The sequence below is a fragment of the Allobosea sp. FBZP-16 genome (genome assembly GCF_002831785.1).
GTDB lineage: Bacteria > Pseudomonadota > Alphaproteobacteria > Rhizobiales > Beijerinckiaceae > Allobosea > Allobosea lupini.
The window spans coordinates 570,841-590,512 of record NZ_LNCQ01000023.1 but is presented as its reverse complement, the minus strand read 5'-3'; the positions used below and the strand labels follow the sequence as shown (position 1 = coordinate 590,512).

Genomic DNA, 19,672 nt, shown 5'->3' with positions numbered 1-19,672 from the left:
GACAAAGAGGACGACGGACATCGTGACCAGGACAATCCATGACTACAGGCTCGGATTCCGGCCGAAAACGATGATGTCCTGATAGGCGATGATGTAATAGGCGATCGGATTGAAGGTGATCAGCGGTTTCAGTGCGTCCGGAAGCATCTCCGGCGTATAGGCGATAGGGAGGCGATCATCAGGAACATCAGGATGATCCCGATGAAGTTCTGCAAATCGCGGAAAACGATGTTGATCAGCGAGAGCAGCCAGAGCAGGCCGACCAGGAACATGACATGCAGCAGCCAGATGACCGGGAGCAGAAGCACCGTCGCCCTGAGCTGGCCGAGCACCAGCGCCGCTTCCAGGACGACCCCAGCCCGGCGAGCATGGTCACCTGCGCCAGCACGACCGATTTTATCGGCACAAGGTCGATCGGGAAGACCGTGTCGGCCAGCACGGCCCGGTTCGCCACGACGGAGGAGACCCCGGTGCTGAGCGCCTCGCTCGTCGTCAGGAAGGGGACGAGACCGGTGAAGATCAGCACGACATAGCTGGCGCCGGTCTTCCCCGGGACCTGCACGCTGAAGATGAGCAGATAGACGGCGGCGTAGATCATCAACATCAGCACGGGCGTGGCGATGGCCCAGCCGGCCCTCAGGATCGATCCGGCGAACCGGGCTGTGATCTCGCTGCGGGCGATGCGCATCAGCAATTGCCCGTGCGACCACAGATATTGGCTCGAATGCTGGATGATATCCCTGCTTGGCAGCGCCGTCGGCTTGCTCGGTGGAGAACCAGAGCCGCTATCCGCCTAGAAACATCGTCACGTACCGCGATGGCGCCCCAAGCGCCGTTCACGGCTGCCGGCAGCCCGCATGGCGCGAGAGTGCTCTAACGGGATGGGCGCTTCGTAGTCAATGACCTGGCGCCGGCGGGGGCAGGTCTCCGAATTCAGGTGCGGCGGAGGCTGCGGCAGCGAGCCAGGATGGCAGTGTGCCGCTCGATTTGTCTCTCGCCGGAGGTTGGCTTATCAGGATGTTCGGCGCGCGGAAGGCCAAGCGCCTTGTGCAGCGATGATGCGGTAAGAGCTCGATCATGGACGGTATCGCCGATATCTGCGCGCTCGTGTCCGGCGACTGTCCGGACCCCGCACGGTACGCGGCATGATGTCGGTGTGCAGGCAATCCAGCCCCGGCGATGCCGGCCGCGAGTCCGTGGCTCGCGAAAGACATCCCCCAGCTGCTGCCGGGCAGGCGGGATGGTGACGAGCCTAGCGCCGGCTGCCTATTCGGTTGGCCAGATACTGCTTGCGTCCGGGCTGTCCTGTGCGGCGCTGGCGATGCCGCGTGCTTTGCCGTTGCCCGGCTGGGGCCGGATCGCATTCGCGATCGCATCGACACCGTTCGCAACGGCCTCCCTCCTGCTCGGCCTGACGCTCCTCGCGCCCGGTCTTCCCGTCGGCCTCCTGGCGCTGGCGCCGGCCATGGCCGGGGTTGTCCTGCTTGCGTGCTGTTGGCGGCGACTGCGCTTCGCTCGCATGCGCATGCCGTCGGTCGATTGGCGCGACCCGCTGCTCTGGGCGCTGCTCGCCAGCCTCGCTGTGCTGCTCTTCGTCATCGCGCCGCGCCTCTTGTTCTATGCGCAGCAACCGACCGGCAACTCCGACAGCCTGCAGTATCTGGCGCAGACGCGTCACCTGCTGTCGCATCGCAGCTTCTTCGCGATCGCCGGAATCGACGGGCTGGCCGATGCCAGCTTGCGCGGCGATGCGCATGGCGCGCTGTGGATCGGCTACAATGCGTCTGCGCTGGCCATGTCTTCATTCCTAGGGGCCGGGCCCTTCGATGAGAGCGCGGCCCGGCTCGGCTTCCAGGCGACAGTTCTGGCCTATCTATGCAGCGGCATCGCATTGGCGAGCGCGACGCGGCTGCGTGGCATGGCGGCCCTCACCATCCTCATGATCGTGACGGTTCCGCAATTGCCGGGCATTTCGATCGGTGGCGATCGCGACGGCTTTCGCCTGGCGGCCCTTCTTCTGCTCTGCGCATTCCTGATGGCGCATGCACAGCACCGGCTGCGCGACGCAGGGCTGGCCGCCGTGCCGCTCGCGGTCGTGCTGGGCAGTTGGGCCCTGCAGGGCCACGCGCTCGCGCTCGTGCTCGTGCCGCTGATCGTCGCGCCCTGGCTGCTGCTGTCGCTGTCCCGCGGCCAGCCTGCCTTCAAGGCGATCGCGCTGGCGGCTGCGGTCGCCTGCGGCTTCGGGCTGGGCGCCCTGCATGTCGCCGCGGCCTATATGGAAACGGGCTCGCTGACCGGCGACAATGTCGACTCTGCCAAGGTCATCGCCGGTACCGTCTACGCCCAGGGGCATGCCGCGCGCGAAACGGCGCGGATCGGCGAGGGCTCGGTCCTGGCCAGCCGCCTGAGGATCAGCTTCGCCCGCGACGGGGGCTGGCCGAGCGCGGCGGCCTTCGCCGTCATCGCCATCGCCGCCTTCGCCTGGTTCAGAAGGCGCACGCCGTCGCGCCGGGACGACGAGGAGGGGGCCGGCATGGCCGGCCTGCTCCTGACGGCCTGGTTCCTGTGCCAGAGCCTGCTCCTGGCCGGCGCCTTCGATGCCGGCCGCTACAAGCTGTCGGACTGGACGGTGCTGAATCCGCGCTACGCCATGCAATGGTATCTGTTCGCGGCGCTCGTGGTCGCCTGGGGTGTCGCGGCCGGCGCGGCAGCCCGGGCGAGGCTTCTGCCACACCAGCGCCCGGTTGCGACGGCGATCCTCGGCGGCGCCGTGGTGGCAGCGGCTCTGCTGGCCGCCGGCAGGCTCGGCGGCAGCTGGCTCTATCACCCCACCAACGGCTACGTCCTGCTCTCGGCGAAGTTGAACGCCTTGACCGATGCGCTGCCGCCGGGATGCCGGACGTTGTCGGAGGACACGGGCGTCAACTTCTACGCCCGGCGGCCGGTCGTCCAGCTCTACAGCAAATATCTGCGCGAGCTCGTGCAGGAGACCGACAAGGACGCGCTGCTGCGCAAGCTCGACCGGCAGAACGTCTGCGCCGTCGTCCTCTATAACGGGCTCTATATCGATATGGCCGGGCCCGGATCGCCGTTGAGCCAGGTGCTGGCGAGCCCGGCCTTCCAACTGAACGACGCGGCGCCCTGGCGCATCTATATCCGCAACGATCCGCCGGCCGCGCCATAGCGCAAGCGAGCGTCAGCTGCGACGACCGGCGTGGCTAGGCCCGCGGCCGGGGCGGACGCGCCGCCTGCCGAGCCGTCTCAGGGAAATCCCTTGTCGAACTGGTCCATCAGCCAGTCGGCGAGATTGCCCTTCTCGGCGAGCGCATGGGCGCGGCGTCGAGCCATGACGGTCTCGGTCTCCGGATCATCCAGCAGCGTCTGGGCGAGCGCGAGCAGCTCCTGAAACTGCGCCGGGCGAAAGCCCCAGGCGAGCTGGTAGCGCTCCTCCAGCTCGGTGATGACCGAGCAGCGGCCGACGAAGCTGTTGCAGCGAATGGCCGGGCGGCCCAGCAGCGCGGCTTCCATCGTCATCGTCTGGCTGTCGCTGATCAGCATCTTGGCGTGTGCCATGATGCTGTGCATATGCTCGGGCGGCGCCCGGAAAGCCAAGGGCTTCAGGCTCTCGAGCATGTTGCCTTCCGCATTGACGAAGACGCGGCCATGCGGTTCGAGCAAGGCGATCAGGCGCCCGACCTGCTGCTCGGACAGCCCTTCTTCGCCGGTGTCGTGATGCGCGGTCAGCGAGACCAGTCGCAGAATGAAGAACGGCTCCCCCGGCGCGACCCCGAGCAGCGAGAGTGCCGCCGGATCGGGCGTGAAATGGTCGGGATGAAGATAGGCGAGCTCGTGGTAGCTGTTGTGGGTGCGGACCTTGGCCGTCTTCTCGTCGCGCAGGATTTCGGGGATCACCACACGCGTCGCGAAGGGATAGGTGATCTTGGTGAAAAGCGGCACGTAGTCGGCGTCGTCCTCGTTGAGAACGATCGAGGGCCTGCCGATCAGCCGGCCGACATGGGCGACGGAGACCGAGGTCCCGACGAGGAAGTCGGGCCGGTCCGGCAACGAGGCCTTCAGCACCTGCCAGTTGTGGATGGCGAGCTCGAGCGCGCTGCCGGCGAGACCGGTGCGCGGCTTCGAGGCGACGGTGTAGGGCAGGCCGTAATGGTCGAGCAGCCGGCCGATGATGCCGCGGTCGCGGATGGTGACGGAGACCTTGTCGCCGCGCGCCTGCATGCGCTTGGCGACATGGCGGAACAGGTGCACATGGGCCGGATGCCCGATATCGAACAGGACGTGCATGGCGCCGGGCTCAGGCCTTCGGGTAGAGCGTCGGGATTTGCGCGATGCGCCCGAGGACCTCGCTCGGGTCGAGGCCGATGACGCTGCAGTACCAGGCGATCGACTCGAAGCGCGGCGCGTTCTCCGTCTCGGCCAGGCGCAGCGCGGTCTCGCGATCCAGCATGCCTTCGCGGATCTGGTTCGAGCGGAAGGTGTCGTTCTCGCTGAAGCCGGCGACGCGGTAGTAGATGTAGTTGTAGAACGCCGCCGTGCCGTCGCCGATGCGCCAGGTCGAGCGCGTGTCGCTCGCGGTTTCCCAGTCGTACTGGTCGAGGAGCGTGTCGTTCACCTCGCTCTCGATCCAGGGGATGTAGTCGAACAGGCGAAGATATTCGTGCTTGATCGAGTAGTAGCTCAGGAAGGCGCCGGTCGTATCGACGAGGGACTTGTTGAAATAGCCGGGATTCAGCAGGAATTCCTTGCCGAAATAGCCCGCCATGCGTGCTTGCGAGGTCAAGGACGGCCGATGTCCGGTCGTCGGCGGCACGCCGCAGAAGCCGGCTTTGAAATGCGTCTTCTCCAACGGGTTCGACGCGAGCACGGTGGCTTCCAGGTGCAGCTTCCTGGCCAGGTCGTTGGCATGGTAGAAATACTGCTTGTCGCCGGCCATGAAGAGCGGGATAACTCCGAGCGCCGGCCGTCTCAGCCAGGCGGAGACGTTGCGCCGGATGTTGTCCCGCTTGTCGGCGATGTCGGCCGAGACGAGGATGTGCTCGACCTTGAGCGCCCCGCACATGCGCGCCTGGTTGCGGCGGGCGAGGTCGGTGATCATGCCCCAGTCATAGGTGTAGGCGATCGGCTTCAGTCCGAGTTCGCGCACCGCGTAGTGGATGCCGTAGCTGCTGTCACGGCCGCCGCTGAGCGTGATCAGGCAGTCGGCGGAGGCGCTGCCGCGCCGCGCCTTCAGCTTTTCGACATCCGCCTCCAGCGCCGCCCTGCCGAGATAGGTCTTGCGCTTGTGGGTGCGGCAGAAATTGCAGACGCCCTGCTCGTCGAAGTCGAGGAAGGGCACCGTTTCCGGTAGGATGCAGCGCGTGCAGCGGCGCAGGCGGCCGATCGGGGCTGTATCGACTTCGAAGCAGGAAAAGTTGCCGCGCTTCACCTCGGGCGCCGAATTGAAGGCCGTCAGATCGCGCGACTCGGCAGGCGTCTCGTCGCGTATGACACGGTTCCGGGCCGCGATGGCGGGTCCGGCATCCGCGTTCGCCCGCAGGTCGACCGGGTGGCCGGCGAGGTTCGAGAGCTCGATCAGCAGCGCGTGGTCGGCCTCGATCTGGCGAATGGCGGCTAGGTCGCAGGGCCAGCCGAGCCCCTTGGTCGTCAGGAACTCCTCGAGGATGTAGCGCTCCGAAGCGAAGACCGTGGTGCCGTCGGCGTCGTTGCGGGCGATGTAGAGCGAGCCGTTGTTGGTCGCCAGGGCCAGGCAATCGAGATCCTGGAAAACCAGGGCGGTCGAGACGGTGCCGAGCAGCTTGCCGAAGGTCGAGCGCAGCGCGGCGGTCAGGGTGTCGCCGTTCTCGAGCCGTCGCCGCAGCAATTGCAGCATCACCTCGGTATCGACCTCGGCATGGCGTTCCGGGGCGTTCATCGTGCGCCACAGAGCCTCGTCGTTGACGATGATCCCGTTGTGGACGCCGAGCATGCCGCCGGACATCACCGGCTGGTTGTTGGCATGCAGGTTCTGCGCGCCGTTGGTGACGAGCCTCGAATGGCCGAAGAGCGCGAAAGGCTCGCTCGCGTCATGGGCCGCGTTCAGCGCCTGCCGCAGGCACGGTGCGAATCCCTTCGAGGCGATGAAGTCGCGGGGGCGCTGGGCGCTCTTCTGGAAGGAGATCGCACCGGGGCCGACCATTGCGAGGCCGGCGGATTCCTTGCCACGCGTTTCCGAGAGCAGGAACAGCCGCGTGACGGCGCGCTCCACCAGATTATGGTCGAGCGCACCCGGCCGCGCCACCACTCCGAAAATGCCACACATGGACGATCTTCCGCCTCAGGCCGCTGCCTATTTGAGATGCTTGTTCATTTCCATGTCGAGCCACATGGCGAACATCACCGATTGCCACCCCATCAGGATGAGAAAGGCGGTGAAGAGCGGCGTGTTGTCGCCGATCGACCCGACGAACAGGCGATGGATGATGACATATAGGCCCGCCAGCGCTCCAAAAAAGAGGAGCACGAAGCCGGTCAGGTAGAACAGCAGCAGCGGGTGGAAGTCGCGGATGACGTATTTGTGCAGCATCCGGTAGCCGAACAGGCGCAGCAGCAGGAGCGACAGCTTCGGCACGAGCCGGAGCGGCTTGATGCCAGACTTCTCACCGATGCCGTAGATCGGCTTGATCGGGATGTCGCGCACGCGGAAATCGTAGATGTTGAGCTTGACCAGCACGTCGTTGGGCATGCCGTAGCGCTTGTAGATCTCGTCCAGGTCGAGCGTCTTCAGGACCTTGTGGGTCGCGACGGTATAGCCGGTCTGGGAATCGGCGACATGCCAGTATCCGGAGGCGATCTTGGTCAGCAGCGAGAGCAGGCTGTTGCCGATATAGCGGACTCGCGGGATGATCTTCCAGGCCTCGCCGGTGAAGAGGCGATTGCCCTTGGCATAGTCGACCTCGCCGGCCACGACCGGATCGAGCAGCGCCGGCAGATCCTCAGGGTCCATCTGCGCGTCGCCCGCCATCACCGCGGTCGCGTCGATGCCGTGGTCGCGGGCCCAGCGATAGCCGGCCGCGATGGCGCCGCCGACGCCCTCGTTCTGCGGCAGGCGGATCAGGACGACGCGTCCGGGCTGCGCCGCCGCATGGCCTTCCACGATCTCCACCGTGCGGTCGCGGCTCTGATCGTCGACGCAGACGATGTGGTCGACGAAATCCGGCATCGTCTCGATGACGCGGCTGATCAGCCTCTCCTCGTTGTAGCAGGGCACCACAACGGCAACGGTCTTGGACTTGTACATATGGCTTCCCGCGGCGCGGTCTTCAGAAGGGTCGATTGGCGGATAGCCCGCGCCGCCTCCTCTTCACCCCCGGCCGACGATAGAGCCGCTGGCCGGGAGGCTTTCCAAGGAGCGACGCGCCCCTATCGGACATTCCGCCGTATTGGGCAACAGTAAGGGCTGCCGCCGCGGCAAAAAATATCTTCCAATTCGTACGTGTTCCTCTAGTGACAGCGGTAACTCGGCCTAGGTACGAAAATGGAAGTGTTCTGATGAATGACGAGACCCTACGCTTTTATGATGAGCAAGCGAAAGGTTACTCGGCCATCCGCGTGCGTCCGATCCAGATCTATACAGACCGGCTGGAGCGGGAGGCGTTGGCCCCGCTCGTCGCCGATGCGCACGACATCCTGGACCTGGGTTGCGGGGAGGGACGCCTGACCCGCTGGATCGCCGCGACGAAGCGCGCGCAGGGCGGAGCCTTCGCGGTCCACGGTGCCGATTTCAGCCCGGAAATGATCGTGCATGCGCAAGCGCAGAACGGCGACCTGCCCGCGACCTACGGCGTCGGCGATGCGATGGCGCTGCCGTTCGAGGACAACAGCTACGACCTGATCGTCTCCTGCACCGCGCCCAACAACTTCCCGAGCCTCGACGGCGCGCTCGACGAGATCCGCCGTGTCCTGCGCCCGGGCGGCATCTTCTGTGCGACCATCATCAATGGCGAGGAGACGGCGCGGTTCGCGCGCTATCTGTACTACTCGCCGTATTATCTCGCCAAGATCGCCCGGCGCCTGGCGAACGGGAGCTCGGGCTATCACCGCGTCCTGTTCTCGCGCGATGAGCTGGCCGGCCTGCTGCGTGGGCGTTTCGAGATCGTGCAGCTCACGGGGATGCGGATGATCCCGGATTTCGTGCCGGAGTTCCCGCTGAACATCTGGCCGCCGCTGTTCCCGGTGATGAACGGCCTGGTCCGGGCGACCGAAGGGCTCGACCGGCGCCTGTCCCGCCATGACTGGGCCGGACGGCATGCGCGTTTCCACCTCGTGATCGCACGGGCTCTGAAATGAGCGCAGGCGAGGGGCGCCCGCAATTCGTCGTCACGGTCGACGTCGAGGACTTCTTCGAGCCTCGTCCCCCGATAGACACCTATCGCGGCCGTATCGGCGGCCGCGACCATGCCACGCCGCGCATCATGGACATCGTCGAGCGCCATGGCGGGCGCGGCACCTTCTTCGTCGATGTCCAGAACCGGCGCACGGTGAGCGAGGAGCTCGTCGCCGGGGTCACATGCGAGATCGCCGAGCGTGGTCACGAAGTCGGTCTCCACACGCACCCGGCCTTTCCGGAAGGTCGTCGGGGATACGGCATGGCCCAGACGATGAAGGCGCTGGACCGCGAGGCCCAGACCGAGTTCGTGCGCCAGGGAGCCGAGCTGATCGAGACCTGGACGGGGCGGCGTCCCGTCAGCCACAGGGCGGGTGGCTACGGCGCCAATTACGACACGCTGGCCGCGCTCGAAGCCAACGGCATCACGATCGATTCCAGCGTCTTCTCCGGCTATCCCTATTGCGGGCTGAACGAGCCGCCGCTGACGGTCAATGCCCCGGTCCGGCGGGGGCGGGTGCTCGAAATCCCGGTGACGGTGACGGGCTGCGAACTCGCGCTGGGCAGTTTCTCGCGCGCGCCGCGACTGTTCTCCATGGTCAAGAAGCTCGATCCGGACTGGTGCAGTCCCGGGGAATTGCGGCGCCAGATCGAGGCGGTCCTGGCCGATGGCGAGCGGATCGTCGTGCTGTTCCTGCATTCCTACTCGCTGATCGACATCGAGCGTGGCTTTCGGCCGGACGAGCGGGCCTGCGCGACGCTGGAAGCGCTCCTGTCGGATTGCGTCGGCCGGTATGGTGGCGAACTGGTCACACTGGAGCAGGCGGCGCAGCGCGCCAGGGTGCTTTCTGCGGAGGAAGCGCTGGCGAAGCCGCCTCCTCTCGTCCGCTCGGACCTGCTCCTGCGCCACCTCGAGCTGACGGGCTGGCTCCTGCGCAAGGTCAAGCCTCGTCATCTGCAGAAACTGTTCGCGTCGCGCTGAGCGCCATCACGCGGCCGGCCAATCTCTGCCGCGCCAGCGTGTGAATTTGCGCGGGAGCTGTGAGACGCAAGACCGATCGGGCGAGGTCGTGCCGCTGCGGCCGGGCCTCGCCGCTGGCGAGCGCGAGTGTCGCCGCCACGACCGCGTCGGCCTGGCGGTCGATGATGCGCGATTTCAGGATTTCAAGGCTATGGTCCTGCGCTTTGATCTCGAACCGCGAAACGAGCAGCAGGTCGCCGGCATCGACGGACGCGTCGACGAGATGGGCGCAGACACCGAGCGGTCGGTCCTCCGCTAGCGCCCATTCGACGACGTCGACGCCGCGAACGCCCGGCAGGATGGCGGGGTGCCCGTTGACGACATGGCCCTTGTGGTTGGCCGCAAGGAAGGCGCGGTCGACGACCCCGGTCCCGGCAAGCACGACGATGCAGGGCGCGAGGCTGGCGAGTTCGCAGAGAACCGCCCCGCCGTTCACGGCATCGTAGAGGACATGGCGGCAGCCCGTCGTCCCCAGCAACTCCTGCGTCGATGGCGAAGGAGCCCCCGGCGGCAAGGCCTCGCCGAGCCGGCGAATGTAACGATATGCCTCGACCAGGCCGAGCTGCCGGCGCACACGCAGGATCTTCTCGACCGGGCCGACGAGCAATTCGACGCGCGATCCGCTCAGGAGAAGGGCCGGCGGGCGTCCACCGGCGGCAAGGCCCGCCATGATTCGGCGCGCATAGGCGGAGGGGCGGCGCGCGACGACGACGATCGGCATCATGGCTGCACGGCCGGAAAGCGTTCGAGGGGAATGTAGCAGCGCTTCATATGGGCTCGCCAATGCGACGCGGCCTCTCCCGCGGTCAGGAAGCAAATCTCTTCATCCTCCCGCCATCGGTTCAGGCGTTCGAGCAGGGGGGCCATGAAGCCCTTCCAGACGCCGATATTGGCCAGCACGCGCTCGTGCCAGTCCAGCATGAGGAAGCCATGCTCGGCGGCTCCGGCCTGCTCGATCGCCGCCAGGGCGGCCTCCCGGTCTGGAGAGGGCAGCGGCGAGGTTCGCTTGACGGCATAGGAATCCATGATCGCGGTCGGCAGCACGAGCAGCCCCTCGCAATCGCCCCGCCAGACAAAGCTCGGCAGGAACGGCGTGGAGGTTCCAAAACGAAAGCCGAGCGAGCCAGGGTTGGCTCCGGCATCATAGGCGTAGCCGGCGGCGTCCAATGTCGCCCAGGTCGCCGTCGGAGACTGCCAGTCTCGCCCCCAGTAATGGGGGCGGGCACCCGAGATGGCCGCGGCGGGAACGGCATTGCGAAGATGCGCGCATCCGGCTTGATAGTCCGCGACGCTGCGGACGCGAAGCCCGGTGTGCACCGCGATCTCCCAACCCTGCTCCGCGAGGGCGCCGAGCTCGCGCGCCAGTGCCGGTTCCGCCGGATCGTAGTCCGGGTCGCGCGCGTCCCGCCCTGCACCGGCCCCGCCGGGATAGACGAAAAATGTCGAGCGGAGGCGATAGCTCGCTTCGAGCCTGCGCCATTGCTCGAATGTCCATTGCGGATCCGGCCGCCGTGCGAGGCGCGTCAGCGCACCATGGATGAAGGAAGCCCGCCCATCGGTGGCGCCCATGACGAAGCCATAGCCGAGATACCGCAGCAGCGTGCGTGGCGATTGCAGCCTCGGCCCATCTACGTCGTGGCTCAGCACGATGGCTCGCTGTGCCGATCCGGGCCAGGGTTGCGAAGTGCGTTCGACTACCAGGCCGGTCTTGCGGAGCTGCTCGCCGAGCCAGGCGGCTGCGGCCTCGACGAGCGGTGCAGTTAGCAGGCCGGCTTTGGCGAGCGGGTGACGTTCGGATTTGATGCGGCCGAGCTTGTCGTAGTCCGCGGCGACGAGCGGGCGTTCATGCGCGCCGGACAGGAGCTCAGCGACGCCGGCGACGACGTCGGGAGCACCGCCGTCGTCACGGGGAGCCCACAATGTCCGCTCCGGCAGGCGAACGATGGCGGACGGACGTCCCCACGCGCAGGGCAGGTCGCCGGGGCCATCGAAACGATAGGTGACGACCGTGCTCTGTGACGGGCGCCGGTCGTGCTCCGATACGATGGTGAAGCGCAGGCCGAGGCGCACTCCCAGCTCGAGCAGCGCATGGGCGGCACGCCCCTGCAGCGAGGCCGGCCAACCGGACAAGACGAAACAAAGGATGCCGTTGCGGTTCCCTTGGCCCGGCTCCGCGGAGCCGGCGATTTCCGATGTCGCGGTCGACTTGCTCATGGCAGGGGCTCTAGCCTATAGGACGGCCGGGCTGCAATGACGGGCGAGATGGCGAATGCCTGGCCTGATCGCGGGAGCGCACCTCTTCTCTTCGGACCATCTCACCGGGCACATCAGATGAGTAGCATGACTACCGACGGACGGGACGACGGCCTGTACGGACGCGTCGCGATCGCCTGTGCGGCTACCGGGCAATGGCTCGAGAATCAGGACTACGCCGGGAACGATCCATACCAGCTCGACAATCTCCTGACCCGGGCCAGTGACAAGGCGCTGTTCGGCCGGCTGGTGAGCTTCGCGCGGCGGGTCATGAAGCCGTATCACGCCTTCATCCCGAAGCAGCTCTTCAGCATGGCCAAGCCTATCTACATGGCGCAGGCGCTCGGCGATGCGCTGGCAGGCGAAGGGCTGAGAGCCACCGACGACAGCGCCCGCCGGCGCGCCGCCAGGATCTTCCAGTTGCTCGGCGAAATCCGCAGCCCCTCTCTCAGCACTACGCCTGGGGACTGCCCTTCGTCTGGTGGGGCGCCGAAAAGCACCCAAAGCACTGGCCGATGACGATCACCACCACCATCGTTCTGGAGGGGATGATGAACGCGATCCACCTTCTCGATCGACAGGCCGTGGCGGAACGCGTGGAGTCCGGCATTCGGTTCATGGTGGAGGAATGCGGCGTGGCCGAGCTGCCGGAGGGAGACTGCATCCTCTACGGGCCCGGCGACACGCGCCTCATCCTGAATGCCAGCGTCGCGGCGGCGGCGCTGCTGCAGCGCGCCGCGCTGGTGTTCGGGCGGGACGACTATTCCGCGCTCGCTGCCCGTGCGGTCGCGCTGGCGGCGCATAACCAGAATCCAGACGGCTCCTGGTACTATTCGCCGGCCTATCGCGAGCACCCGGACGATACCATCATCGATGGCCGGCATACCGGCTACATCCTCGAAGGGCTGATAAAGGTGAACGCCGAGCTTGGCGATGCGCGCGTGGCCGAGGCGATCGAGCGTGGCTGGGCCTATTCGAAAGCGCACCTGATCGAAGACGACAAGCCGCGCTGGAGCCCGGATCAGACCTGGCCCGTCGACGCCCATGACGTCGCGCAGGCGATCATGACGGCCCTGGTCTATGGCGACCACGATCTTGCCCGGCAGCACATGGCCTTCGCCATGGATAGCTTCTATGCCGGAGAGGGACAGTTTCGCTACAAGGCCTTCGAGAACGGCGACAGCAACAACGCCGTCTTCATCCGCTGGACGCAGCTCCGATGTACAAGGCAATGACCCGCTATCTGCGGGCATCTGCGGGCGAGGCGTCGTGACGACATGCTGCTTCTGCGCGCCGCCGAAGCGTGTGGCATCCTCGGAGCTGCCCCGTTGATCCATCTCGGGCTCGAGCAATGTCCTCGGCGCTAACTGTCGCCTGGCACCTGCAACTCGCGCTGGTCGGACTCTCCGCGGGGCTGCTCGCGACCTGCTTTCCGAAGGCGATACCGCTGTCGCGACCGGCCCGCTTCATCGCGGGGGTCTGCCTCGCTCCCTTCCTCGTGGCGTCGGCGACGATCCTGTTCGCACATCTGGTTCCGCGCAGCCCGCTGCCGCTCTTCGCCTTCGTTCCCTCCCTCTTGGTCGTCCCGGCCGCCTTGCTGGGCTTCCGCCTCCTGCGGCCGAACGCCGCCCTGTCGTCGCCGGGACGGCTTTTCGGCATTCGGCGCAGCGATCCGGAGGTGACGGTTCTCGATCTGTGCGCGGTCGCCGCCGTCGTCGTCCTGATCTATTTCGCGGGACACGTCTTCGCCGCCAATTTCGTCAGGACGCCGTCGGGCGGTGACGCGACGCAATATCTCGCCCAGGCTTTCCACTTCGCCACCCACAGGGATGGCTGGCAGATCATCGGCGGAGCCGGGCTGGCGGACGGCTCCCTGCGCGGCGATCTGCATGGCCCGTTCTGGAAGGCCTATCTGGCTTCGGCGATCGCGGCGAGCGGAGCCCTCCCAGGCGGGGCGAATCCGGCAGCTCCGGGGGCGATCATCGCGACCGTGCCCTTGCTGATGCTGAGCGTGGCGGCCCTCTTCCAGCGCGTGCGTGGGGTCTCGGCGGCGCTGCTGACAATCCTCCTGTTCTGCAGCATTCCTGGGTTGGGCTACATGGTCTCGGCTCACAGCCGAGACGCGTTCCGGCTGATCCCGCTGGTGCTTCTCATCGCCTTCTTCGTCGGTTGCTGTGCCTCGCCGATCCGCAGCGCCGGGCGCATCCTGTCTCTGGGGGCCGGCTTCGCGATCACGGCCTGCTTCGTCGCGGGCGGCCATTCGCTGGCGCTCTTCCTGGTGCCGCTCACCGCTGTCGGCGGCTGCATCGCGCTTCTGCTGCTCCGGACGCGCGGCCGGTATCGGTTCGGGCAGCGGTTGTGGCTCGCCTTGTGCCTCGGCATCGCGACCGGCATCGGCGCGGTCGTCGGTTTCAGCCACCTGATCGCGAATCTGCTTCGGACCGGCTCGCTGAGCGCCGGCAACGTCACCAGCGACGAGGTCCTGGCGGGTACGCCTTATGCGCCGCTGCTGAAACTCTACAATGACAAGCGCGGGGTCTCGCAGGATCTGCTTCGCCATCCGATCCTGACGCTCTTCACCGGCGACCTGAGCCCGGTGCAGCGGGGTCTGACCTATGGCGGCTTCCTGGTCGCGATCGTCTGCATCGCCCTGGCGCTCTCGCGTTTCGCCCAGCGCAAGCCCACTGCGCCTGTCGGGATGATCCTCGTTTGCCTCAGCCTGATCCTGCTCTCACAATCGATCCTGTTCTCGGGCTGGCTCGACGTCGGCGGCCATGCGGTCTCGCAATGGCTCGCCATGAATGCGCGCTATACGCTGCAATCGTACCTGCTTCTGGCTGCGATCTGCGCGACGGTCGTCACGGTCGCCTATGGCGGCGTGACCGGCCGTGACATCGCCGGCGTGATGGCGCCGGGGCGGGTGACCGGAACACGAATCCCCGACCCGCCGGTCCGGTGGGCCGCGGTTGTCGTCGCGACGGCCATCGTCATAGGCGTTGCGCTGCCGGCCAAGGACAATATCAAGCGGACCTTCTCCCCGATCTACGAGGATGGCCTGCGGCAGCCGATTGCGGCATTCGAGCAGAAGCTGTCCGGATATGACGACAGCTGCCGCTATCTCAGCGAAGTCGACCAGCTGTCCTACCATTGGGCACGGCCGCGCGTCATGATCTTCTCGGCGGTCAACCGTGAGCTTTTCCTGTTGAAGACAGTCGACGAGATCGAGCGCTACCTGGCGCGAAACAACATCTGCGCGATTGCGATGTATTCGAATTTCATCCTGGCGTCGATGCCGCCGGGATACCCTCTCAAGGATTATCTGAACGATGCCGAGTATATCATCAACGGCACGGATACGAGTTCCTACCTGTGGCTCTTCATTCGGCGGAACACCTCGAAAAAATCCTAGCATGCCGTTCGGGACCGGGACATCCGTTGCCGAGACCCTGTCCCGCAAGGCGTTGCCGGGCGGTTCGGCGCGCTGCTCGCGGAGGCGGGCATGAGTGGCCTGCTGATGCGCAAGCGTCTGCTCTGGGGCGCCGGCCTGCTCGTCGGGGCGGCTGCGCTCTTCTATCTCTTGCGCCATGTCGACTGGCGGGTCCTTGCGGCTCTCGGCCCATGGCCGCTGCTCGCCCTGTGCGCATCGACGGTCCTGATGATCGTCCTGCACGCGGCCGGAGCGGCTGCCTTGCTCCACGGCATGCGCTATCCGGCAAAGGTCGGAGACGTCATGACGGCGATGCTGGCGGCGGGCACCGTCAGCCTGGCCGGCGATCCGAAGCTGGGAGTGCCCGCGCGGCTCGCCTTCTATAAGATGCTGGCGGGCATTCCGGTCAGCGTCGGTGCGGCGCAGACCACGATCGAGAGCCTGCTCTGGTTGTTCCTGATGGGAGCGATCATGGTGATTCCTGGCCCACTCGCGGGCGATCGCGCCCTGCCGCTTTCGCTGGCCGCTGCGGCGATGCTGGCGGCCGGCGTCGCCGCGGTTGCGCTCGGGCCGCCCGTGCTCGACCGGCTCTGGGGCGTCGGGCGCCTGTTCCGGGCCTCCGGCCCGATCCGCAAGTTCGTGCTGGACCTGCGCAGCGCCATGCTCGGACTGAGACCCGGAGCGCTCGCCCTCGCCACCTTCTGGCTGGCGACGACCTATGTCGTGGACGTCGCCTCCATCTGGTTCCTTGGCCGCGCGCTCGGGGCCGAGATCGCGCCGAGCGCGATCGGGCACGCCGTCGTCATCTCCTATCTGGCGGGCGCGGTCTCGCTCTTGCCGCTCGGGATCGGGGTGCGAGACGTAACCTTCGTGCTGCTGCTCCAGCAGGCTGGAGCGCCAGCAGAGGCGGCGGCCGCGATCGCGCTGGTTCACCGCACTCTGCGCACGGCGCTGCCGCTGCTGCTGGGGCTCGTCGTAACGGCGTTCGTGCTGCGAAAGGCGCGGCCTTGATTGCAGCGTCCCCCGTGGTCCCGTTCACCTGATCGTTCGGCTTTCGGCGCTGGCCTGCGGCGCGAGAGTTTCCTCGTCCTCAATCTGCTCACGATCTCGATCGGCCTGGTCCTGCTCGCTCTCGAGCCTAGCGCGCAGCTCGTCGATTTGGGCGCTGAGAGTCGCGCGCTCCTCCATGAGGGCATTTCCGAGCAGGCGGTTGCGTTCACCAAGCTCGGCGATCTGTGTGTTACCGCGCGCCAGCAACAGCGAGTTGTGCGCCTCGCGCCGGCGATGGAAATCCCAATCCGGAATCGAGGCGAGCAGTGGACGCGGCGAGCGCGCCATCGCTTCGAGAGCGGCCGGCACCCAGTTGGCATAGCGCAACCCCGGCGCTGCGATTATCTTGCTGCGGAAGCGCTGCGCCATCGCCTCGGCGGCGCGCAGATCCTTCATCTGCTCGACTACTTCGGCGATATTGGCGAAGTCGGGCCTGACCGCGATGTAATCCTCGCCGGCTGTCGCGTAGCCGCTATAGTCGCCTTCGATCATGACCAGGCAGCATCCGGCCAAAGCCGCCTCGAAGACACGCGGCGAGATGGCAGCGAAAGGGTCGCTCTGGTCGAGCTCCGGGAAGCACGCCTCCTCGACCTGCTCATAAGATGCGTCCGGGTGCTCGGCCGTATAGGCGGCAACGCGGTCGCGGATGGTGCCATCGGCGTCGAGGATGCTGGACCCGCTCTCGCTCGCCAGTATGAAGCGGCAGGAACATAGAAAGCGTGGCCAGTCTTCGCCGACAAAAATTTCGGCGGGGTCGTCGCTGATGTCGACGACCGGAAAGGCGTCGCGGGCCGCTTCGGCGAACACCCTTCCGAACTCGGACTTCAACTGACCGAAGCGCCCGAAATTTGCGGGAAGCCGCCGCACGCGATAGCCGACATCGATGGGGCGCTGTGCAAAGGGGATGTCGAATCTGGCGTACTGCTCGATGTCGCTATCCTCTAGGAAACCGGTCAGCGCCGGTGCGACCTTGCCGCCGCTTGCCAGGAATCGGGGGTAGAGGGTGGCAGCACGCTTTGGAAACAGCGAGTAGACCATCGCGGCCTTCAAATCGGCCAGCCACTGGTCGAGAACGGCAGTGTGATCGTATTCATCCTGCGGCAGGGCGACGATTGTGGCTCCGCTTCCGGCGAGATAGGCATAACGGGCCTTGATGTCTTCGTACACCTCGCGCGGCCTGACCCAGCGCCAGCATAAAAAGGTCGTATCCAGAACGACGACATCGAATGGAATTGATTTTATATCGTCGCTAAGTTCGTCAGAAATGTAATGATACAAAAATAAACTTTCACTTTCGTATTTTTGAAATATAAAAAGATTCTCGAGTGTCGTCTGTCGCTCTTTTGTAAGATCACGAATAGCATGAAGGATAAGAAACTTAAGTTTATGGTGATCTTCGACCAACACAGAATGCTCCTTCCGATCCGCGCCCTTGCGCAGACTGGCGCGAAAACTGAAGCAATGACCTTGTCATTGTCAACCGCCGTCGCATGCGCTGCAGGGCATCTTCCGTCGGGCTTGCTCCTGCCGATCTGGACAGAAGATTGCGTTCCCGCTATGCCCTCGGCTCCGATTTGGAGACGGGGGTCCCGGGGCGTAATGTGCGGCATTTATGGCTCTGTAGGCTTCACTCCCGACAGGTCGCGTATTGATATCGTCGAACATCGCGGCCCCGATGGCAGCGGTTGGGAACTGTTCGAATCCCCGGCCGGTCCGGTAGCGCTAGGCCATCGGCGCCTTGCCATCATCGATCTGTCCGATGCCGGCCTGCAGCCGATGAGCGATGCCAGTAGCCGCTATCATCTGACCTTCAACGGCGAGATCTACAACTATATCGAATTGCGCGAGCAGTTGCGCGCCGAAGGCCGCGTTGTAACCTCCGACAGCGACAGCGAGGTGCTGCTGCAGAGCTACATCGCCTGGGGTGACGCCTGCCTGGAGCGTTTCCGTGGCATGTTCGCTTTCATCATCTGGGACGCTTCGGAGAAGGTCCTGTTCGCGGCGCGCGACCGCTTTGGGATCAAGCCGCTCTACTACGCCAAAACGGAGCACGGGCTGGCGCTCGGCTCCGAGATCAAGCAGTTCCACGGTCTGCCGGGCCTGGCGACGCGAATGAACGTGGCGCGCGTGCACGATTTCCTGGCCTCGGGTATCTCCAACCATACCGGCGAGACGATGTTCGAGGGCATCCACCAGTTGCGCGGTGGCGAGGCCCTCCGAGTCGAGTGCGGGGGGAGGCCGCTCGAGCTCGAGATCCGACGCTGGTATCCGGTTCGGGCGCAGGCCATCGACATCAGCGAGGCCGATGCCGGGGAGCGTTTTCATGCGCTGCTGACCGATGCGGTTAGGCTGCATCTGCGCGCAGATGTTCCGGTGGGCTCTTGTCTGTCAGGTGGGCTGGATTCCTCGTCGCTGGTCTGTCTGATGACGCCGATGCTGGCTCGGGACGGCGGCTCGGCGGTCATCGCGATCTCAGCCTGCTACGCCGAGAAGAGCGTCGACGAGAAGCCGTTCATGGAAGCCGTCGTCGCCAAGACCGGGGCCACGCCGCACTACATTTACCCTAAGCCCGAAGAGCTCTTGGAGATCGCTTCGGATCTGACCTGGCACCAGGACGAACCTTTCGGTTCGACCTCGATCTTCGCGCAGTGGCGGGTCTTCGAGGAAGCGAAGCGCAACGGCATCACCGTCATGATCGACGGGCAGGGCGCCGATGAGCAACTCGCCGGCTATCATGCGAGCTTCCCCTATTACATCAACGCGTTGCTGCAGGGTGGGCATTACGGCACGCTTGCCCGCACAGTCCTCGAGCGCAACCGCTATCACGGGCTGCCGATCATGCAGCAGATCTCGGCGCTGGCGCCGCGCGTGCTGCCCGCCAAGCTCGCCGCGCTGGTGCCGAAGCCCGCGATCAAGAGTCATCCGCAGCATGACTGGCTCGGCGGCAGCGCGATCAAGGAGCGCGGCAACCCGAAGGGCGCCGTCGCCGTTGCCGAGGAATTGCTCGGCCTGCCCGCGGTGCACGACATCGCCTCGCTGTGCATGACGCTCACCTATGCTTCCAACCTGGCGATGCTGCTGCATTTCGAGGACAGGAACTCGATGGCGCATTCGATCGAGGCGCGGGTGCCGTTCCTCGACCATCCGCTTGTCGAGTTCTCGCTCGGCCTCGGCAACGATCACAAGATCGTCGGCGGCGACACCAAGCGGGTCCTGCGCCGCGCCATGGCCGGGGTCCTGCCCGACGCGGTGCTGAACCGCCGCGACAAGCTCGGCTTCTCGACGCCGGAACAGATCTGGCTGCAGGGGCCGATGCGCCCGGCGATGGAAGCGGGCGTCGAGAAGACGCTCGCACTCTATCCCGAGCTGTTCGACGTCGAGGCGACGCGCGCCTATACGCGTGAGATTCTCGACGGCACGCGCCCATTCGAAACCACGCTGTGGCGGATCGTGAATCTCGGCATCTGGGGCGAGCGCTTCAACGTGACGCTGTAGTTCCGCGGGGCTCCGGGGCTAAAGCCTGGAGCAGGGCCTCGTCCGA

Annotated in this window: 15 protein-coding genes; 8 read left to right on the top strand and 7 right to left on the bottom strand. The window is 65.8% G+C overall.

The window, feature by feature from the left end:
- Positions 1-235: 235 nt before the first annotated feature.
- Positions 236-688 (bottom strand): ABC transporter permease, encoded by a 453-nt coding sequence (locus CXY91_RS12630; protein WP_100961747.1) that lies wholly within the window; start codon positions 686-688, stop codon positions 236-238.
- 552 nt (positions 689-1,240) lie between these two features.
- Between CXY91_RS12630 and CXY91_RS12625 the strand changes: the two genes are divergently transcribed.
- The gene (locus tag CXY91_RS12625) at positions 1,241-3,184 is read left to right on the top strand and encodes a hypothetical protein (RefSeq protein ID WP_100961745.1); all 1,944 of its coding nucleotides are present in this window, start codon (positions 1,241-1,243) and stop codon (positions 3,182-3,184) included.
- 77 nt (positions 3,185-3,261) lie between these two features.
- On the opposite strand, the gene CXY91_RS12620 is transcribed toward CXY91_RS12625, so the two are convergent.
- The 3 genes from CXY91_RS12620 to CXY91_RS12610 are packed head-to-tail and all read right to left on the bottom strand — an operon-like array spanning position 3,262 to position 7,294.
- Entirely contained in the window at positions 3,262-4,302 is a 1,041-nt protein-coding gene (locus CXY91_RS12620) for a DUF354 domain-containing protein (protein ID WP_100961743.1), read from the bottom strand.
- Between the two features lie 10 nt (positions 4,303-4,312).
- Positions 4,313-6,316 (bottom strand): hypothetical protein, encoded by a 2,004-nt coding sequence (locus CXY91_RS12615; RefSeq protein WP_100961741.1) that lies wholly within the window; start codon positions 6,314-6,316, stop codon positions 4,313-4,315.
- Between the two features lie 27 nt (positions 6,317-6,343).
- The gene (locus CXY91_RS12610) at positions 6,344-7,294 is read right to left on the bottom strand and encodes a glycosyltransferase family 2 protein (protein ID WP_100961739.1); all 951 of its coding nucleotides are present in this window, start codon (positions 7,292-7,294) and stop codon (positions 6,344-6,346) included.
- Between the two features lie 251 nt (positions 7,295-7,545).
- On the opposite strand from CXY91_RS12610, the gene CXY91_RS12605 reads away from it, so the two are divergent.
- Both CXY91_RS12605 and CXY91_RS12600 read left to right on the top strand, forming a co-directional pair.
- Positions 7,546-8,343, top strand: a complete 798-nt coding sequence (locus tag CXY91_RS12605; protein ID WP_100961737.1) for a class I SAM-dependent methyltransferase — start codon at positions 7,546-7,548, stop codon at positions 8,341-8,343.
- Positions 8,340-9,362 (top strand): polysaccharide deacetylase family protein, encoded by a 1,023-nt coding sequence (locus CXY91_RS12600; protein WP_100961735.1) that lies wholly within the window; start codon positions 8,340-8,342, stop codon positions 9,360-9,362. The genes CXY91_RS12605 and CXY91_RS12600 overlap by 4 nt, the downstream gene beginning before the upstream one ends.
- On the opposite strand, the gene CXY91_RS12595 is transcribed toward CXY91_RS12600, so the two are convergent.
- Both CXY91_RS12595 and CXY91_RS12590 read right to left on the bottom strand, forming a co-directional pair.
- Positions 9,322-10,125 carry a formyltransferase family protein gene (locus tag CXY91_RS12595; RefSeq protein ID WP_100961733.1) on the bottom strand — a complete coding sequence of 268 codons (804 nt, stop codon included), beginning with the start codon at positions 10,123-10,125 and terminating at the stop codon, positions 9,322-9,324. The genes CXY91_RS12600 and CXY91_RS12595 overlap by 41 nt on opposite strands.
- Positions 10,122-11,615, bottom strand: a complete 1,494-nt coding sequence (locus CXY91_RS12590; protein WP_100961731.1) for a polysaccharide deacetylase family protein — start codon at positions 11,613-11,615, stop codon at positions 10,122-10,124. Before CXY91_RS12590 ends, CXY91_RS12595 begins: the two co-directional genes overlap by 4 nt.
- A gap of 126 nt (positions 11,616-11,741) precedes the next feature.
- Between CXY91_RS12590 and CXY91_RS12585 the strand changes: the two genes are divergently transcribed.
- The 4 genes from CXY91_RS12585 to CXY91_RS12570 all read left to right on the top strand — a co-directional run bounded on the left by CXY91_RS12585 (position 11,742) and on the right by CXY91_RS12570 (position 16,092).
- Entirely contained in the window at positions 11,742-12,173 is a 432-nt protein-coding gene (locus CXY91_RS12585) for a hypothetical protein (RefSeq protein WP_100961729.1), read from the top strand.
- Positions 12,170-12,889 carry a hypothetical protein gene (locus CXY91_RS12580; protein ID WP_100961727.1) on the top strand — a complete coding sequence of 240 codons (720 nt, stop codon included), beginning with the start codon at positions 12,170-12,172 and terminating at the stop codon, positions 12,887-12,889. The genes CXY91_RS12585 and CXY91_RS12580 overlap by 4 nt, the downstream gene beginning before the upstream one ends.
- Positions 12,890-13,005: 116 nt before the next feature.
- Complete coding sequence (locus tag CXY91_RS12575; RefSeq protein WP_100961725.1) at positions 13,006-15,063, top strand: hypothetical protein; 2,058 nt, start codon at positions 13,006-13,008, stop codon at positions 15,061-15,063.
- Between the two features lie 90 nt (positions 15,064-15,153).
- The gene (locus tag CXY91_RS12570) at positions 15,154-16,092 is read left to right on the top strand and encodes a lysylphosphatidylglycerol synthase transmembrane domain-containing protein (RefSeq protein WP_100961723.1); all 939 of its coding nucleotides are present in this window, start codon (positions 15,154-15,156) and stop codon (positions 16,090-16,092) included.
- A gap of 24 nt (positions 16,093-16,116) precedes the next feature.
- Here the strand turns inward: CXY91_RS12570 and CXY91_RS12565 are convergent, their stop codons facing one another.
- On the bottom strand, positions 16,117-17,298 hold the full coding sequence (locus CXY91_RS12565; protein WP_100961721.1) for a glycosyltransferase family protein: 1,182 nt from the start codon (positions 17,296-17,298) through the stop codon (positions 16,117-16,119).
- A gap of 135 nt (positions 17,299-17,433) precedes the next feature.
- Here CXY91_RS12565 and asnB point away from each other — a divergent pair, with 135 nt between their 5' ends.
- Entirely contained in the window at positions 17,434-19,626 is a 2,193-nt protein-coding gene (gene asnB / locus CXY91_RS12560) for an asparagine synthase (glutamine-hydrolyzing) (protein ID WP_158673392.1), read from the top strand.
- Positions 19,627-19,672 lie beyond the last annotated feature (46 nt).

What these genes read in the sequence shown, in the direction of transcription:
- CXY91_RS12600 (WP_100961735.1), top strand. Translation starts at nt 8,340, where the DNA reads ATGAGCGCAGGCGAGGGGCGCCCGCAATTCGTCGTCACGGTCGACGTC.
- CXY91_RS12585 (WP_100961729.1), top strand. Translation starts at nt 11,742, where the DNA reads ATGACTACCGACGGACGGGACGACGGCCTGTACGGACGCGTCGCGATC.
- CXY91_RS12595 (WP_100961733.1), bottom strand. Translation starts at nt 10,125, where the DNA reads ATGATGCCGATCGTCGTCGTCGCGCGCCGCCCCTCCGCCTATGCGCGC.
- CXY91_RS12575 (WP_100961725.1), top strand. Translation starts at nt 13,006, where the DNA reads ATGTCCTCGGCGCTAACTGTCGCCTGGCACCTGCAACTCGCGCTGGTC.
- CXY91_RS12580 (WP_100961727.1), top strand. Translation starts at nt 12,170, where the DNA reads ATGACGATCACCACCACCATCGTTCTGGAGGGGATGATGAACGCGATC.
- CXY91_RS12610 (WP_100961739.1), bottom strand. Translation starts at nt 7,294, where the DNA reads ATGTACAAGTCCAAGACCGTTGCCGTTGTGGTGCCCTGCTACAACGAG.
- CXY91_RS12605 (WP_100961737.1), top strand. Translation starts at nt 7,546, where the DNA reads ATGAATGACGAGACCCTACGCTTTTATGATGAGCAAGCGAAAGGTTAC.
- CXY91_RS12625 (WP_100961745.1), top strand. Translation starts at nt 1,241, where the DNA reads ATGGTGACGAGCCTAGCGCCGGCTGCCTATTCGGTTGGCCAGATACTG.
- CXY91_RS12590 (WP_100961731.1), bottom strand. Translation starts at nt 11,615, where the DNA reads ATGAGCAAGTCGACCGCGACATCGGAAATCGCCGGCTCCGCGGAGCCG.
- CXY91_RS12620 (WP_100961743.1), bottom strand. Translation starts at nt 4,302, where the DNA reads ATGCACGTCCTGTTCGATATCGGGCATCCGGCCCATGTGCACCTGTTC.
- CXY91_RS12615 (WP_100961741.1), bottom strand. Translation starts at nt 6,316, where the DNA reads ATGTGTGGCATTTTCGGAGTGGTGGCGCGGCCGGGTGCGCTCGACCAT.
- CXY91_RS12570 (WP_100961723.1), top strand. Translation starts at nt 15,154, where the DNA reads ATGAGTGGCCTGCTGATGCGCAAGCGTCTGCTCTGGGGCGCCGGCCTG.
- CXY91_RS12630 (WP_100961747.1), bottom strand. Translation starts at nt 688, where the DNA reads ATGCGCATCGCCCGCAGCGAGATCACAGCCCGGTTCGCCGGATCGATC.